The 13,962-nt window shown below is 70.0% G+C and carries 14 protein-coding genes; 8 read left to right on the plus strand and 6 right to left on the minus strand.

The window, feature by feature from the left end; genetic code table 11:
* Window positions 1–83: 83 nt before the first annotated feature.
* From AAW00_RS10345 to hflK, 3 genes are all read right to left on the minus strand, one after another.
* Window positions 84–1,658, minus strand: coding sequence for a Do family serine endopeptidase (locus AAW00_RS10345; RefSeq protein WP_047004236.1), 1,575 nt, complete (start codon window positions 1,656–1,658; stop codon window positions 84–86).
* Window positions 1,659–1,754: 96 nt separating this feature from the next.
* Window positions 1,755–2,618, minus strand: a complete 864-nt coding sequence (hflC, locus tag AAW00_RS10350; protein ID WP_047004237.1) for a protease modulator HflC — start codon at window positions 2,616–2,618, stop codon at window positions 1,755–1,757.
* Window positions 2,618–3,757 (minus strand): protease modulator HflK, encoded by a 1,140-nt coding sequence (hflK, locus tag AAW00_RS10355; protein ID WP_047004581.1) that lies wholly within the window; start codon window positions 3,755–3,757, stop codon window positions 2,618–2,620. Before hflK ends, hflC begins: the two co-directional genes overlap by 1 nt.
* Before the next feature lie 135 nt (window positions 3,758–3,892).
* Here hflK and AAW00_RS10360 point away from each other — a divergent pair, with 135 nt between their 5' ends.
* From AAW00_RS10360 to hemH, 3 genes are read left to right on the plus strand one after another with little or no spacing between them, the layout of a single operon-like run.
* Window positions 3,893–4,855, plus strand: a complete 963-nt coding sequence (locus AAW00_RS10360; protein ID WP_047004238.1) for an Mrp/NBP35 family ATP-binding protein — start codon at window positions 3,893–3,895, stop codon at window positions 4,853–4,855.
* Entirely contained in the window at window positions 4,856–7,147 is a 2,292-nt protein-coding gene (locus tag AAW00_RS10365) for a molybdopterin cofactor-binding domain-containing protein (protein WP_047004239.1), read from the plus strand.
* 14 nt (window positions 7,148–7,161) lie between these two features.
* Window positions 7,162–8,187, plus strand: coding sequence for a ferrochelatase (gene hemH / locus AAW00_RS10370; protein ID WP_047004240.1), 1,026 nt, complete (start codon window positions 7,162–7,164; stop codon window positions 8,185–8,187).
* Here hemH and AAW00_RS14655 read toward each other — a convergent pair.
* Complete coding sequence (locus AAW00_RS14655; protein WP_082125012.1) at window positions 8,184–8,342, minus strand: DUF1674 domain-containing protein; 159 nt, start codon at window positions 8,340–8,342, stop codon at window positions 8,184–8,186. The genes hemH and AAW00_RS14655 overlap by 4 nt on opposite strands.
* Window positions 8,343–8,396: 54 nt before the next feature.
* Here AAW00_RS14655 and AAW00_RS10375 point away from each other — a divergent pair, with 54 nt between their 5' ends.
* The gene (locus AAW00_RS10375) at window positions 8,397–9,635 is read left to right on the plus strand and encodes an RsmB/NOP family class I SAM-dependent RNA methyltransferase (protein ID WP_047004241.1); all 1,239 of its coding nucleotides are present in this window, start codon (window positions 8,397–8,399) and stop codon (window positions 9,633–9,635) included.
* Here the strand turns inward: AAW00_RS10375 and AAW00_RS10380 are convergent.
* Window positions 9,626–10,252, minus strand: a complete 627-nt coding sequence (locus AAW00_RS10380) for a glutathione S-transferase family protein (protein WP_047004242.1) — start codon at window positions 10,250–10,252, stop codon at window positions 9,626–9,628. The genes AAW00_RS10375 and AAW00_RS10380 overlap by 10 nt on opposite strands.
* On the minus strand, window positions 10,249–10,782 hold the full coding sequence (msrA, locus tag AAW00_RS10385) for a peptide-methionine (S)-S-oxide reductase MsrA (protein WP_047004243.1): 534 nt from the start codon (window positions 10,780–10,782) through the stop codon (window positions 10,249–10,251). Before msrA ends, AAW00_RS10380 begins: the two co-directional genes overlap by 4 nt.
* A gap of 80 nt (window positions 10,783–10,862) precedes the next feature.
* Between msrA and AAW00_RS10390 the strand changes: the two genes are divergently transcribed.
* The 4 genes from AAW00_RS10390 to aguB are packed head-to-tail and all read left to right on the plus strand — an operon-like array spanning window position 10,863 to window position 13,943.
* Window positions 10,863–11,738, plus strand: coding sequence for a class I SAM-dependent methyltransferase (locus tag AAW00_RS10390; RefSeq protein ID WP_052761873.1), 876 nt, complete (start codon window positions 10,863–10,865; stop codon window positions 11,736–11,738).
* Window positions 11,738–12,208: a YybH family protein gene (locus AAW00_RS10395; protein ID WP_047004244.1), complete on the plus strand. Its 471-nt coding sequence runs from the start codon at window positions 11,738–11,740 to the stop codon at window positions 12,206–12,208. The genes AAW00_RS10390 and AAW00_RS10395 overlap by 1 nt, the downstream gene beginning before the upstream one ends.
* A gap of 60 nt (window positions 12,209–12,268) precedes the next feature.
* The gene (locus tag AAW00_RS10400; protein ID WP_047004245.1) at window positions 12,269–13,069 is read left to right on the plus strand and encodes an SIMPL domain-containing protein; all 801 of its coding nucleotides are present in this window, start codon (window positions 12,269–12,271) and stop codon (window positions 13,067–13,069) included.
* Window positions 13,070–13,079: 10 nt separating this feature from the next.
* Entirely contained in the window at window positions 13,080–13,943 is an 864-nt protein-coding gene (aguB, locus tag AAW00_RS10405) for an N-carbamoylputrescine amidase (RefSeq protein WP_047004246.1), read from the plus strand.
* Window positions 13,944–13,962: the final 19 nt, after the last annotated feature.

The following is a 13,962-nucleotide window of genomic DNA, read 5'->3' on the forward strand; positions in this document are numbered from 1 at the left end:
AACCGCCCGCCCGCAGCGGGCACGCAGCGCAGCGAAGTGCGTCTAGCGAGGACGAGCCCGCGGAGGCGGGCTCGCTATCAAGATCAATTCCCCGTCAAGCGGACCGGGATGCTCTGCGGCTGGCCGCCGCGCGCCTGCACGCGCAGCAGCACCGCGCCGCGCCCGTCGCGCCGGGCCGCCTCGATGACGGCTTCGAGCGCCGCGAGTGTTGGCACCTCGCGCCCGTTGGCGGCGAGGATCATCACCCCGCGCGCCAGCCCGCGACGCGCCGCGTCGGAGTTGGGATCGACGTTGGTGATGGCAAGGCCGCGGGTATCGGCGGGGACGCCAAGCTGACGGGCGATGGTGGGATCGATCGGCAGCGCCTGAATACCGAGCTGCTCGGCCACGAGCCCGCCGCTGTCGCTTGGCTGCGACTGGCTGGGTCCGTTGTCCTCGTTCTGGAACATCTGCTGCTGGCGCAGCGTCTCCTCGCTGGGGCGGCGGCCCACGGTCACGTTGGTGCGGCGACGCTCGCCGTCGCGCACGTAGGTGACGGGGATGGTCGTGCCCGGGGCGATGTTCGCGACGATGTAGCTGAGCGTAGAATCGGGCGTGACCTCGGTATCGTTGACCGAGACCACCACGTCGCCCGCGCGCAGACCCGCGCGCTCTGCCGCCTCGCCCGGCTGCACGCTCTGGATCAGCTCGCCGCGCGCGCGCTCGATGCCCAGCGCATCGGCGATGTCGTCGTCCACCGGCTGGATCGACACGCCCAGATAGCCGCGCTGGATTTCCTCGCCCCGGATCAGCTGCTCCACGATGGGGCTGGCGGTCTCGGCCGGAATGGCAAGGCCGATGCCTACGCTGCCGCCCGAGGGCGAGAGGATGGCGTTGTTGATGCCGATGACGTTGCCCTGCATGTCGAACAGCGGACCACCCGAATTGCCGCGATTGATCGCCGCGTCGGTCTGGATGTAGCGGTCGTAAGCGCCGCTGCCGACGTTGCGCAGCACGCTGGAGACGATGCCGCTCGTCACCGTGCCGCCGAGGCCAAACGGATTGCCGATGGCGATCACCCAGTCGCCCACGCGCGCTTCGCTCGAATTGCCGAAGCGCACGAAGGGAAACGCGCTGCTGCCAGAGATCTTGAGCACCGCGAGGTCGCTCTGCGGATCGGTGCCGACGAGCTCGGCGGTGTATTCGGTGCCGTCGGCGAGGGTCACCGTCACCTCTTCCAGCGTGGCCCGCGCATCAGGCGCGACGACGTGGTTGTTGGTGACTATGTAGCCATCGGCCGACACGATGAAGCCGGAGCCGAGCGAGGTCGCCTCCTGCGTGCGCGGACCGCTCGGGCCCTGCTGGCGGCGCTGGAAGAACTGGCCGAAGGGGGTGCCCTCGAACGGGTTGGCCTGCTGCTCCACCGTGATCGACTGGCGGGTGGAGATATTGACGACGGCGGGTTGCAGCTGCGCGGTCAGGTCGGCGAAGCTGGCGGGCGCGCCGGCGCGCGGCACAACGCCTTCCATATGCATCCGGTCGTTCTGCGCGACCTGCGCCCCGGCGGGCGCGCCGGTGATGAGCGAGATGGCGGCACCGCCGAGCAGCAGGGCCGAGGTGATCGAATAGGAATAGCGCACTGGCTTCACGTCCTTGTGGTCCTTTATCTCAATTCGCATCGCGGCGATGGTCCGCTTCGCAACGCCTCCTGCCCCGCCACGGTTTCCAGCCCAAAGCGGCTGAACTTGTGTTTAACGACAGGTGTAATCGAACCCTCAGTTGCGCCCCCTGAACTGGCGCAGGTAATCGTTGCTGTCGTCCATGATGATCGAGCTCTCGCCGACGTCGGTCTCCCCCGCCTGCGCCGGGCCGAATGTGGCGCGGTAGCTCTGCATGGCGCGGTAAAAATCGTAGAACGAAGCATCCTGGTTGTAGGCCTCGGCATAGATGCGCGCGGCCTCCGCCGCGGCCTCGGCGCGGATGATCTGCGCGTCGCGCCTTCCGCCCGCACGGATCGTTTCGGCCTGCTGGCTGCGTTCGGACTGCATCCGGGTGAAGGCCGACTGCAGCGGCGTGCCGCTGGGCAGGTCGGCGCGCGCGATGCGCACGTCGAGCACCTGCGCGCCGTATTGCCGCGCCTGCTCGTCGAGCTGGTCGCGGATATTGCGCATCGCGCTGCCGCGCTCGGCGGTGAGCAGGCTGGCAAATGTGCGCCGGCCCAGTTCCTGACGCAGGACCGAGGGCAGGATGCGCGCCAGCTGGCCGCGCAGAAGCTCCTCGTTGCCCGCGCGTTGCACGAACAACACGGGATCGTAGATGCGGTAGCGGGCAAAGGCGTTGACCTCGAGCCGCTGCTGGTCGTTCGACAGCACCGTCTCGTTTTCCATGACGAGGTTCTGGATGCGCCGGTCGACGAACTGCATCCGCTCGACGATGGGGATGCGGTACCAGATGCCCGCGCCGGTGCTGCCGTAGGGTTGCGCCGGGTCGAAGCGGTTGATGACCTCGACCGGCTCACCGGTGCGGATCTTTACCGCCTGCTGCGTTTCGGGGACGATCACGACCGTGCTGAGGAGCGCGACGAGAAGCGCCGCGACCGCGATCACCGACATCCGGTGCGTCTGCCAGAAACGGTCCATTACTGGCCTCCTGCGGGCGGAGTGACGACCTGGGCGGAACCTTGCGAGCGGCGCTGCACCTCGGGCAGGGGCAGGTAGGGGGTTACCCCGCTGCCGCCCTCGATCACCGTCTTGTCGGTGCCGCGCAGCACCTGTTCCATGGTCTCGTAATAGAGACGCCGGCGCGTCACCTCGGGGGCGAGGCGATACTGGGCGTAGATCTCGTTGAACTCGGCGGCCGAACCCTGCGCGTCGGCCAGCACCTGCTGTTCGTAGCGGCGCGCATCGTTGAGGTTGCGCTCGCGGTCCTGGCGGGCAGCGAGCACGTCGTTGAAGGCCTCGATCACCTGTTCCGGCGCCTCGGTCCGCGCGACCTCCACACCCTGCACGGCGATGCCGGCGTCGTAGGCGTCGAGGATGGACTGCATGCGCTCGCGCACCCGCGCCTCCACCTCGGCACGGCCGGAGCCGGAGAGGACGGTGTCGAGATCGGTCTCGGCGATGCTCTCGCGCATGGCCGATTCGGCCACTTCGCGGACCGTCGCCTCGGGGTCGGGCAGCTCGTATTCGAACTGCACCAGGTCCTTGATGTTCCAGCGCACGAGATAGCTCAGGTCGACCAGGTTCTGGTCGCCGGTGAGGATCAGGTTCTCCCCGCCGCTGCCGATTTCCTCGAGCCGGATTTCGCCCACGTCGACGACGGTGGCGGTCTGGATCGGCCAGGGCGCGGTGAAGTTGGTGCCGGGGTTCATGGTGTAGGCGTACTTGCCGCCGAACCAGGTAACGACGCCCTGTTCGCGCGGCTGCACGAAGTGGACCGAGGTGACGGCCACCCAGACCACGGCGATGCCGGCGAGCGCGATGGGCAGCCAGCTCTTGCCGCCGGGCCTCTCGGGCAGGCGGAAGGTCGGCCCGCCGCCGCCGGGGCCGCCGGGGCGACGACGCGGACCTTCGGGGCCGCGATTGCGGAAGATGTCCTCGATATTCGCGCCGCGCCGGCCGCGGCCGGGTTCGCCCGCGTCGCTGCCGCCGCCCGGCAGCCAGGGGTTGCGCGGCCCGCGCGGGGTCTCGTCGCCTGAGCTTGGCGGCGTGCCGCCGCCCTCTCCACCATCGCTGCCGCTTCCGCCTGCCGTGCCCCAGGGATTCTTCTTCCCGGCCATGGCAAGGCCGATCCTGTCGATAAAACCGCCCAAACGTTCCATGCCCTTCTCTATAGGTAGGCTCGCGGCAAAAAACAGGGGGTGGGCCCAGCAAACTTGCTGACCCGGCGGGCGCGAGGCGCTAGCAGGCGGGCCATGAGCAGCGAAACCGCGATCCGCGCCGCCATTCCCGCCGAGCTGGCCGGTATGGTGCGCTCCGTCTCCCTGCGCGATGGCGTGGCGACGCTGGTCGTCGATGCGGGCGCGCTGGGCCGCTCCGCCGCGGCGCAATTGCAGCGCGAGCTTGAGACGGCGGTGGGCGCGCTCGAGGGCGTGGCCGAGGTGCGCGTGGCGCTGATGGCGGAAAGGCGCGAGCGGCGCATCGTGCTGGTAGGCAGCGGCAAGGGCGGCGTCGGCAAGTCGACCCTGACCGCCAATCTCGCCGTGGCCCTTGCAGGCATGGGCCACAAGGTGGGCGTCGTCGATGCCGACATTTACGGCCCCTCGCAATCCATGCTGCTCGACGCGGGCGGCAACAAGCTGCGCGCCGAGGGGCAGACCCTGATCCCGCACCAGAGCGAGTTCGGCGTCAGCTTCGTCTCGATGGCGCAGCTGATCGAGGGCGGGCGCGCCATCGCCTGGCGCGGGCCGATGGTGGGCAAGGCGCTGGCCCAGCTGATGGAGGCGGACTGGGGCGAGGCCGAACTGCTGCTGGTCGACCTGCCGCCGGGCACCGGCGACGTTCAACTCACGATGATGCAGCAGTTCAAGCCGGTCGGCGCGGTTGTCGTCTCCACGCCGCAAGATCTGGCGCTGATCGACGCGGCGCGCGCCATCGACCTGTTCCGCCAGGCGCAGATCCCGGTGATCGGCGTGGCCGAGAACATGGCGGGATACCTTTGCCCCTCGTGCGGCGAGGTCAGTCAGCCGTTCGGGCAGGGCGGGGCCGAGGCGGCGGCGCACTCGCTCGGCGTGCCGTTCCTGGGGCGCATCCCGCTGGCGATGGACATTCGCGTCGGCTCCGACACCGGCCAGCCGCCTGCCGCGAGCGAGGGTGCCTACGCCGAACCGTTCAAGGCCGTCGCCGCGCAGGTCGCGCGCTTCCTCGAGAGCGCCTGAATGCGGATCTCGCGCCGCGGTCTTCTGGCAGGCGCCGCGGCGGGCGGCGGGCTGCTCGTCGCCTGGACGCTGATGCCGCGCGAATTCGACAACCCGCTTTCGCCCGGCCCTGGCGAAGCCGCCTTCGATGCCTGGCTGAAGATCGCGGCGGACGGCGTGGTGACCGTCGCCGTGCCGCAGTTGGAGATGGGGCAGGGCGTCACCACGCTGCTGCCGCAGGTCGTGGCGATGGAGCTGGGCGCGGACTGGCGGCAGGTCGCGGTCGAGCCCGCCCCGGTCAGCGGCGCCTATGCCAACGTACCTCTCGCCGCGCGCTGGGCGCCGCTGTGGCGGCCGCTGCTGGGCACTTGGGAGGACGAGCCGGACGAACTGCTGCTGCGACGCTGGGCGCAGGACAACCGCTTCACCGCCACCGCCGAGGGCACCGCGCTCGCCGCCTACGAGGCATCGTGCCGCAACGCGGGCGCGGCGGCGCGGGCCATGCTGGCGCAGGCGGCGGCAGACCGCTGGGACGTGCCGTGGGAGCAGTGCCGGGCGGAAAACGGCTTCATCTACCATGATGCCAATCGCGCCAGCTTCGCCGAACTGGCGCTGGAGGCGGCGAGCCAGACCCCGCCCGATCCGCCGCCGCTGCTGCCCGATCCGCCCGCCGAGCTGGCGCTGGCGACGGGCGAGGATGCGGAACGCGAGCGGGTGCTGGCATGGCCCCGGCTCGACCTGCCGAGCAAGGTCGACGGCAGCCACGTCTTTGCCGCCGATGTGCGGCTGCCGAACATGGTCTATGCCGCGATCCGCCACGGGCCGCACGACCGCGCCGAGCTACTCGATTTCGACGCCTCGCTTGCAAGTGGTCAGCGCGGGCTGGTCCAGCTGGTGCGCGGCAAGCGTTGGCTGGCCGCGGTGGCCGACAATTGGTGGGCGGCGGAAGAGGCGCTGCGCAAGATCGCGCCGCGCTTCTCGGTCGAGGAGCCGGTGCAGGGCGCGGCGATGGCCGAGGCGCTCGACAATCGCGTGCGGCGCGGCGTGGGCGAGGTGATGTTCGAGCGAGGCGAGGGCGACACCGGCTACACTCCCGACCTCGCGCTGCGCTACGACGTCGCGCCGGGCCTGCACGCGACCATCGAGACGACATCGGCAACCGCCCAGCTGGTCGACGGCAAGCTGGAGATGTGGCTCCCGACGCAGACGCCCGAGGCCGCGCGCGCGGCGGCGGCGGGCGCGCTCGGCATCGGGCACGAGGACGTGATCCTCTATCCGGTCGCGGCGGGCGGCAGTTTCGACCGGCGGCTGGATAACCAGGCGGCGATCGAGGTGGCGCTGCTGGCGCGCGAGACCGGCAGGCCGGTGCAGCTGACCTGGTCGCGCTGGCAGGAACACGTCGCCAGCTATCCGCGCCCGCCCGTCGCCGCGCTGCTCGGCGCGCGGATCGCGCCCGAAGGCAGCATCATGGGCCTGCGCGCGCGCATCGCCTGCCCGCCGACCATGCCCGAATTGGGCCGCCGCATGTTCGACAACCGGACGAGCTGGGCGGCCATCGCGGAGACGGCGAACGAGGCCGATCCGCTGTCGGTCGAAGGGTTGCTGGCGAGCTACGCCATTCCCGACGTCGCGGTGACGCACGTGCCCGTGCGCCTGAAGCTACCGACCTCGCGGATGCGCGGCGGGGCGCACGGCTACACCGCTTTTTTCCGCGAATGTTTCCTCGACGAGGCCGCCAAGCGGCACGAGCGCGAGCCGCTGAGCTACCGCGTCGCCATGCTGGGGCAGGATCCGCGCATGGTCGCGGTGCTGCAGGCGGCGGCGCAGCTGGCGGCCTGGGACGGCGGCCAGCAGGGCGGCGGGATCGGTGGTGCGGGGCAGGGCCTTGCCTGCCACCGGATGGACCTCTTCGGTGCCACTGGCCGGATCGCGGTGATCGCCGAGGCCGCCCGCGGCGAGGGCGGGCTCAGGGTCCGCAAGCTGTTTGCTGCCGCCGACATCGGCCGCGTGGTGAACCGCGACATCGCCTTGCAGCAGATCGAGGGCGGGCTGGTCTTCGGCCTGGCGATGGCACTAGGCTGCGATACCGATTACGCCGACGGCCTGCCGACCAACCACCGTCTGTCCTCGCTCTCGCTGCCGAGCCTTGCCGACTGCCCGGAAATCCACGTGAGCCTGCTCTCCAGCAGCGCCGAACCCTTCGATCCGGGCGAGATCGGCGTGCCCGCCACCGCGCCCGCCATCGCCAATGCCTTCCACGCCGCGACCGGCCTGCGCCTGCGCCGCCTACCGCTGCTCTCCGCCCTTACCTGAACCGGACGCCTCTTATGACCGCCCTTCTCCCGCCCGATCATCCCCCGGTGAAGAAGGGCCGTGTCGGCGTGCTCCTGGTCAACCTCGGCACGCCCGACGCGCCGGAGACCGGGGCGGTGCGGCGCTATCTTGGCGAATTCCTGTCCGACCGGCGCGTGGTCGAGATTCCGCAAATCGCCTGGCAGCCGATCCTGCGCGGGATCATTCTCAACACGCGCCCGAAGAAGAGCGCCCATGCCTACAGGCAGGTATGGACCGACAAGGGCTCCCCGCTCGCCGCGATCACGGCGGAGCAGGCGCTCGAGCTGCAGGAGCGGCTGTCGCCCGGGGAGAGCCCGGCCATCGTGGTCGACTGGGCCATGCGCTACGGCAACCCCGCGATCCCGGACCGGCTGGCGGCAATGTTCGAGGCAGGGTGCGAGCGCATCCTGCTCAGCCCCCTCTATCCGCAATACTGCGCCGCCACGACCGCCACCGTGGTCGACAAGGCGGCCGACTGGCTGCGGGCCCAGCGCTGGCAGCCGGCCCTGCGCACGCTGCCGCCGTACCACGACGATCCCGCCTACATCCAGGCGTTGGCGAGCGACCTCGGTCGCCAGCTGGCCGCGCTCGACTTCGTGCCCGAGGTCCTGCTGCTGAGTTTCCACGGCATGCCGAAGCGCACGCTGGAGCTGGGCGATCCCTACCACTGCCACTGCCGCAAGACCGCGCGCCTGCTCGAAGAGGCGATGGCGCGTCCGGACATCCGCATGGCCACCACCTTCCAGAGCCGCTTCGGCCCCGCCAAGTGGCTCGAGCCCGCGACCGACGCCGTGCTGGAGGCCGAGGCCAGGGCGGGCACCAAGCGCCTCGCCATCGCCGCGCCGGGCTTTTCCGCCGACTGTCTCGAAACGCTGGAAGAACTGGCGATCCGCGGCCGCGAGCAGTTCATCGACGCGGGCGGCGAGCATTTCCACGTCCTCGACTGCCTCAATGCGGGCGCGGAAGGGATGGCGATGCTGGAGACGCTGGTGCGGCGCGAACTGGCGGGGTGGATCTAGAAGTCGATCGCCACGCCCTTGATCACCCAGTCGCCATAGCGCGTGGGGCTGAGCGCCTCGTCCACCACCGGCGCCTCGGGCGCGGGTGGGGGTTCGCTGGTCCAGTAGGCGGGCTTTACGAAGCTCTCGGGTCGCTGGGTCGCGCGCTTTGTCATGGGGGCAAGATGGGCGCACTGGCGCGGGCGCGCAAGGCGGACTAGAGGCACCCCATGCCCCAGATACCCGGCCTCCCCCCGCGCCGCGCCGCGCTCAAGATGCTCGATGCCGTGCTGCGGCGGGGCGAGACGATGGAGCAGGCGGGCGGGGCGGCGAACGGATTGCCCAGCTTCTCCGACCGCGCGCTGGCCCGCGCCGTCGCGGGCGAAGTGCTGCGCTGGCTGGTCGATCTCGATGCGCTGATCGATAGCGCCACGCGCGAGGTGCTGCCCTCCGATGCCAAGGCCCGCATGGTTCTGCGCATGATGCTCGCCCAATGGCTGCGGCTGGAGACGCCGCCGCACGCCGTGGTGGCGACCGCGCTGCCGCTGCTCGACGGTGGGCCTAAGCGGCTGGCGCACGGTGTTTTCGCCACGCTGACCCGCAAGGAGGCGAGTTTGCCGCACAGCCCTACGCTGCCCGCCGAAGTCGCCGCGCGCTGGGGTGAGCGGGCGGAGGCCATCGCCACGGGTCTCGCCGTTCCGCCGCCGCTGGACCTGACCCTGCGCGATCCTTCGCAGACCGCGACCGTAGCCGAGCAGCTTGGCGGCACGAGCCTCGCGCCCGGCCATGTCCGCCTGCCGCGCGGCACGGCGGTGGAGACCTTGCCGGGCTTCGATGACGGCGCGTGGTGGGTGCAGGACCTCGCCGCCTCGATCCCCGCGCGGTTGCTGGGCGCGGGCGAAGGACGCCGAGTGCTCGACCTCTGTGCCGCGCCGGGCGGCAAGACGCTGCAACTGGCGAGCATGGGCTGGCAGGTGACAGCGCTCGACAACTCAAGCCGCCGCCTCGAACGCCTGCGCCAGAACCTCGAACGCACGGGCCTTGCCGCCGCAATCGTCGAAGCCGACGCGATGGGCTGGCACCCCGACGAGCAGTTCGACGCGATCCTGCTCGATGCGCCCTGCACCGCGACGGGCACCTGCCGCCGCAATCCCGACGTGATCCACCGCATCGGCCCTCGCCAGATCGAGGCGGCGACAACCTTGCAGACGCAGCTTCTCGAGCGCGCCGCCAACTGGCTCGCGCCCGGCGGCACGCTGGTCTACGCGGTCTGCTCGCTGGAACGCGAGGAGGGCGAGGGCGTCGCCGCCACCTGCGATCTGCTCCCAGCGCCCGTCACCGCCGACGAACTGCCCGCTGGCATTCAGCCGACCGCCGAAGGCCAGGTCCGCACCGATCCGGGGATGCTGGCGGAAGAGGGCGGGCTCGACGGCTTCTTCGTGGCCCGCTTCCGCGCCTCTCAGGCGTAGGCGTAGGGTCCGCCCGCCGCCAGCGCTGCGGCATAGGCGGGACGCGCATGGATCTTCTCGAGCCAGGCGATGGTAGCCGGTCGGCTCTCGTCCAGCCCGGCGCGGTTGCGCGCGGCTTCCAGCGGGAAGCTCATCATCACGTCCGCCGCGCTGAAGGCGTCGCCGGCACACCATTCGCGGCTCGCCAGCTCGCTCTCGACGTAATCGAGATGGACGTCGATCATCGGCTGAATCCGCTTCATCGCCGGCTTGCCCATCAGCGGGATGCGCGAGAGCACGAGTTTCAGGACCAGCGGGGGCATCAGCGAACCCTCCGCATAGTGCAGCCAGAAGCGATAGCGCAGCGCCGCGTCCTCACCTTCCGGCGGGCCGAGCCTGCCGCCGGCCTTGTCCACCAGGTATTCGACGATGGCCCCGGTCTCGGCCACCACGCGGCCCCCATCTTCGATCACTGGCGACTTGCCGAGCGGATGGACGCGCTTCAGTTCCGGCGGGGCGAGCATGGTCGCCTTGTCCCGTTCGTAGCGCTTCACGTTGTACGGCAGGCCAAGTTCCTCGAGCATCCACAGCACGCGCTGCGAGCGTGAATTCTCGAGGTGGTGGACGGTGATCGTCACGCCTTGACCTTGTCGGCGAAGCTCTTGCGCAGCTTCATCAGCTTGGGGGGGATCACGGCGAGACAGTAGGGATTGCGCTGGCCTTCGCCCTCCCAGTATTCTTGGTGATAGTCCTCGGCCGGATACCACTGGCTGGCTTCCTCGATCGTGGTCACGGCGGTCTGACCCGCGTGCCCCTCGTTCCAGCGAGCGATGGCGGCTTCGGCCTCGGTGCGCTGGGTGTCGTCCAGCGGGAAGATCGCGCTGCGGTACTGAGTGCCGACGTCGTTGCCTTGGCGGTTCAGCTGGCTCGGATCGTGGGTGCCCATGAACATGTCGTAGATCTCGGGCAGGGTGACGACCGATGGATCGTAGGTCACGCGGATCGCCTCGGCATGGCCGGTGTCGCCGCCGCAGACCTGCTTGTAGGTCGGATCGGCCACGTGCCCGCCGATGTATCCGCTCTCGACCTGCTCCACCCCGATCACGTCGCGGAACACGGCCTCGGTGCACCAGAAGCAGCCGCCGGCGATGATTGCTGTCTCACTCATTCGTCAATCTCCTTTGCCCGCCCATGTGGGGACCAAGGTCGCGCTTGTCATCCACTGCGCGCGCGCTAGTTTCGCGGGCAATGAACAGGGAGATTTCCATGCGACTTGCCGCCATCCTCGCGACCGCCCTCACGCTCGGCGTGATGCCCGCGCCCGCCGCCGCGCAGGAGGCCATGCCCGGCAGCTACCAGGAGCGTGCGCTCAACATGGAGAGCGTGCTGCTGCACCCGCGCCGCGAGCGCGACCGGGCGCGCGACCAGTATCGCCATCCGGCCGAGACGCTGGAGTTCTTCGGCGTGATGCCGGGGATGACCGTGGTCGACGTGATGCCGGCGAGCGGGTGGTACACCCGCGTGCTGGTGCCCTACCTCGGCAGCGAGGGGACATACATCGGGCTCGACCCGCTGATCCGTCCCGGCCTCTCGGCAGGCTGGAACAACTACGCCAACGCCGCCACCCGCCTGCCCGAAAGCGCGACCGGCTGGGTGGGCAGCGACGGTGCGCCGGTGGTCGGCCTCAACGTCGGCGACGAGGCGGTGGCGAGCCGCGCGGGCACGGTCGACCGGGTGCTGATCTTCCGCGAGATCCACAATCTTCGCCGCATGGGCTTCCTCCACGATACGCTGGTCGCCGCGCGCACGCTGCTGAAGCCCGACGGCATGATCGGCGTGGTGCAGCACCGCGCGAACCCCGATGCGCCCGCCGACTACGTGCTCGGCAACAATGGCTACCAGCGCGAGCAGGACGTGATCGGCATGTTCGAGGCCTACGGGTTCGAGCTCGTCGCCCGCAGCGAGATCAACGCCAACCCGAACGACCCGGCGGACTGGGAAGGCGGCGTTTGGAACCTGCCGCCCAGCTTCGGCAATGCGCCGGAGGGCAGCCCGGAACGCGCCCGCCGTGCCGCCATCGGCGAGAGCGACCGCATGACCCTCCTGTTCCGCAAGCGCCCCTGATGCGGTTCGCCCTCCTCCTGGCGGGCGCCTTGGCGCTCGCCGCCTGCAACCGCGACAAGCCTGCGCCGCAACCCACGGTCGAGGAACCGCAGGTCGCCGACATCGAGGCCGCGCTGACCGATAGCGCCGCGGGCTGGAACGAGGGCGACATGACGCGCTTCCTCGACATTTACTCCGGCGATCCGCGAACGGCCTTCGTCGGCGGCGAGGAGGTGATCCACGGGCGCGGCGAGATCGAGACGCGCTACCGCGACCGCTACGACTGGTCCGGCCCCGATCCCTCCGATCGCGGAGTGCTGAGCTTCTTCACCGAGGACTTCCGCCCGCTTGGGCAAAACCATGCGCTCTATGTGGGCCAATACGTCCTCGAATACCCGGAGGGCAAACCGCCCGCCACCGGCTGGACAAGCCTGGTGTTCGAGCGCGACGAGGGCGGCCACTGGCGTATCATCTCCGACCATTCGAGCTGACTTGACGTTAAGCCTTGCCTGGTCATAGATGTTACAGTGTAACATCTAGAGGTCGCCCGCATGAAGAAGCTCGCCGTCGCCGCCCTGTGCCCCGTCACCATCCTCCCGCTCGCCGGGTGCGGGGACACGGTCTACGATCCGCGCGGGGTTGAGAAACAGGAGACGCTGCTTTCGGTCAGCGCCACCGGCTATGCCGACACGCGGCCGGACGAGGCGCAGTTCCAGGCGGGTGTGCAGAACTGGGCCGCCACCGCCGAGGCCGCCAGCCGCGAGACGCAGTCCGACATCGCCGAGATCGTCGCCGCTCTGCGCCAGCTCGGCATCGCCGAGGACGACATCCAGACCAGCGCCGTCAACGTGCAGCGCATCGACTACGGCGACCGACGCGGGCAGTTTCAGGCCTACAATACGCTATCGGTCCGCGTGCGCGATGTCGCCAAGGCGGGGCCGGCGGTGACCGCGGTGACGGGGGTGGGGGCGAACATCGTCTCCGGTCCCGACCTGCGCCTGTCCGACCCCGAGGCCGCGGCCAACTCCGCCTACGCCAACGCCTACCAGGCCGCGCGGCGACGGGCGGAAGCCTATGCAGAGGCGGCGGGCATGGAGATCGAGCGCGTGCTCTACATCCGCGACGCGGGCGGGGCGCAGGGAGGGCGCTACTTCGGCGCGGCGCAGGCGACGGCGATGGATGCGGCGGGCCGGATGCTGCCGCCGCCCGCGCCGCCTGCCGTCGCCCCGCCGCCGCCGATCCTCAACGCGCCCATGCCCGAGGAAGGCGCGGCGGTCAGCGCTACGATCATGCCGGGGCAGACGACCAGCAGCGTCGCGGTGCAAGTGGACTTCGCGCTCACCGAGAAGTAACGGCTGGCGGATGACCACGCTCACCGTCGCCGCCCTGCAACTCGCCCTCGGATCGGAGGACGAGGCCGAGAACATCGCCGCCGTCTCCGCGCTAGTCGAGGAGGCCGCGGGCAAGGGCGCGCAGGTGGTGCTGCCGCCCGAGCTGTTCTCCGGCCCCTATTTCTGCCGCGAGGAAAAGGACGCCTTCTTCGCGCTGGCGAGGCCGACCGCGGAGCACCCCTCGGTGATCGCGATGCAGCAACTGGCGGCGAAACTGGGCGTCGCCATTCCCACCAGCTTCTTCGAGCGCGACGGGCATCACTACTACAACACCCTCGCCATGATCGGGTCGGACGGCGAGATCTTGGGCACCTACCGCAAGAGCCACATCCCCGACGGGCCGGGCTACGAGGAAAAATTCTATTTCCGCCCCGGTAACGACGGCTTCAAGGTGTGGGACGTTTTCGGCGCGCGCATCGGCATCGGCATCTGCTGGGACCAGTGGTACCCCGAAACCGCGCGCTGCCTCGCGCTGAAGGGCGCGCAGGTGCTGTTCTACCCCACCGCCATCGGCTCCGAGCCAAAGGACGCGGAGATGGACACCAGCCGCATGTGGCGTCGCGCGATGATCGGCCATGCGGTGTCCAACTGCATGCCCGTGGTCGCCGCCAACCGGATCGGCCACGAGGGCAGCCAGGAAGCGGGCAACCGCTTCTACGGCCACAGCTTCATCTGCGACGAATGGGGCGACATGATCGCCGAGTACGGCGCGGGCGAAACCGGCGTGCTGACCGCCACGCTCGACCTCGACGCCGCGCGCGAGCACCGGGCGAGCTGGGGCTTCTTCCGCGACCGCCGCCCGCAGCTCTACGGCCGCATCGCCGAGGACATCTGAGCGCGCACCACACATATCT

This window comes from Aurantiacibacter luteus (assembly GCF_001010945.1).
In the GTDB taxonomy this organism is placed as follows: domain Bacteria; phylum Pseudomonadota; class Alphaproteobacteria; order Sphingomonadales; family Sphingomonadaceae; genus Alteraurantiacibacter; species Alteraurantiacibacter luteus.

Excerpts from the sequence above, each read along its gene's own strand:
- AAW00_RS10345 (WP_047004236.1), bottom strand. The coding sequence starts at position 1,658 with ATGCGAATTGAGATAAAGGACCACAAGGACGTGAAGCCAGTGCGCTAT.
- hflC (WP_047004237.1), bottom strand. The coding sequence starts at position 2,618 with ATGGACCGTTTCTGGCAGACGCACCGGATGTCGGTGATCGCGGTCGCG.
- hflK (WP_047004581.1), bottom strand. The coding sequence starts at position 3,757 with ATGGCCGGGAAGAAGAATCCCTGGGGCACGGCAGGCGGAAGCGGCAGC.
- AAW00_RS10360 (WP_047004238.1), top strand. The coding sequence starts at position 3,893 with ATGAGCAGCGAAACCGCGATCCGCGCCGCCATTCCCGCCGAGCTGGCC.
- AAW00_RS10365 (WP_047004239.1), top strand. The coding sequence starts at position 4,856 with ATGCGGATCTCGCGCCGCGGTCTTCTGGCAGGCGCCGCGGCGGGCGGC.
- hemH (WP_047004240.1), top strand. The coding sequence starts at position 7,162 with ATGACCGCCCTTCTCCCGCCCGATCATCCCCCGGTGAAGAAGGGCCGT.
- AAW00_RS14655 (WP_082125012.1), bottom strand. The coding sequence starts at position 8,342 with ATGACAAAGCGCGCGACCCAGCGACCCGAGAGCTTCGTAAAGCCCGCC.
- AAW00_RS10375 (WP_047004241.1), top strand. The coding sequence starts at position 8,397 with ATGCCCCAGATACCCGGCCTCCCCCCGCGCCGCGCCGCGCTCAAGATG.
- msrA (WP_047004243.1), bottom strand. The coding sequence starts at position 10,782 with ATGAGTGAGACAGCAATCATCGCCGGCGGCTGCTTCTGGTGCACCGAG.
- AAW00_RS10390 (WP_052761873.1), top strand. The coding sequence starts at position 10,863 with ATGAACAGGGAGATTTCCATGCGACTTGCCGCCATCCTCGCGACCGCC.
- AAW00_RS10395 (WP_047004244.1), top strand. The coding sequence starts at position 11,738 with ATGCGGTTCGCCCTCCTCCTGGCGGGCGCCTTGGCGCTCGCCGCCTGC.
- AAW00_RS10400 (WP_047004245.1), top strand. The coding sequence starts at position 12,269 with ATGAAGAAGCTCGCCGTCGCCGCCCTGTGCCCCGTCACCATCCTCCCG.
- aguB (WP_047004246.1), top strand. The coding sequence starts at position 13,080 with ATGACCACGCTCACCGTCGCCGCCCTGCAACTCGCCCTCGGATCGGAG.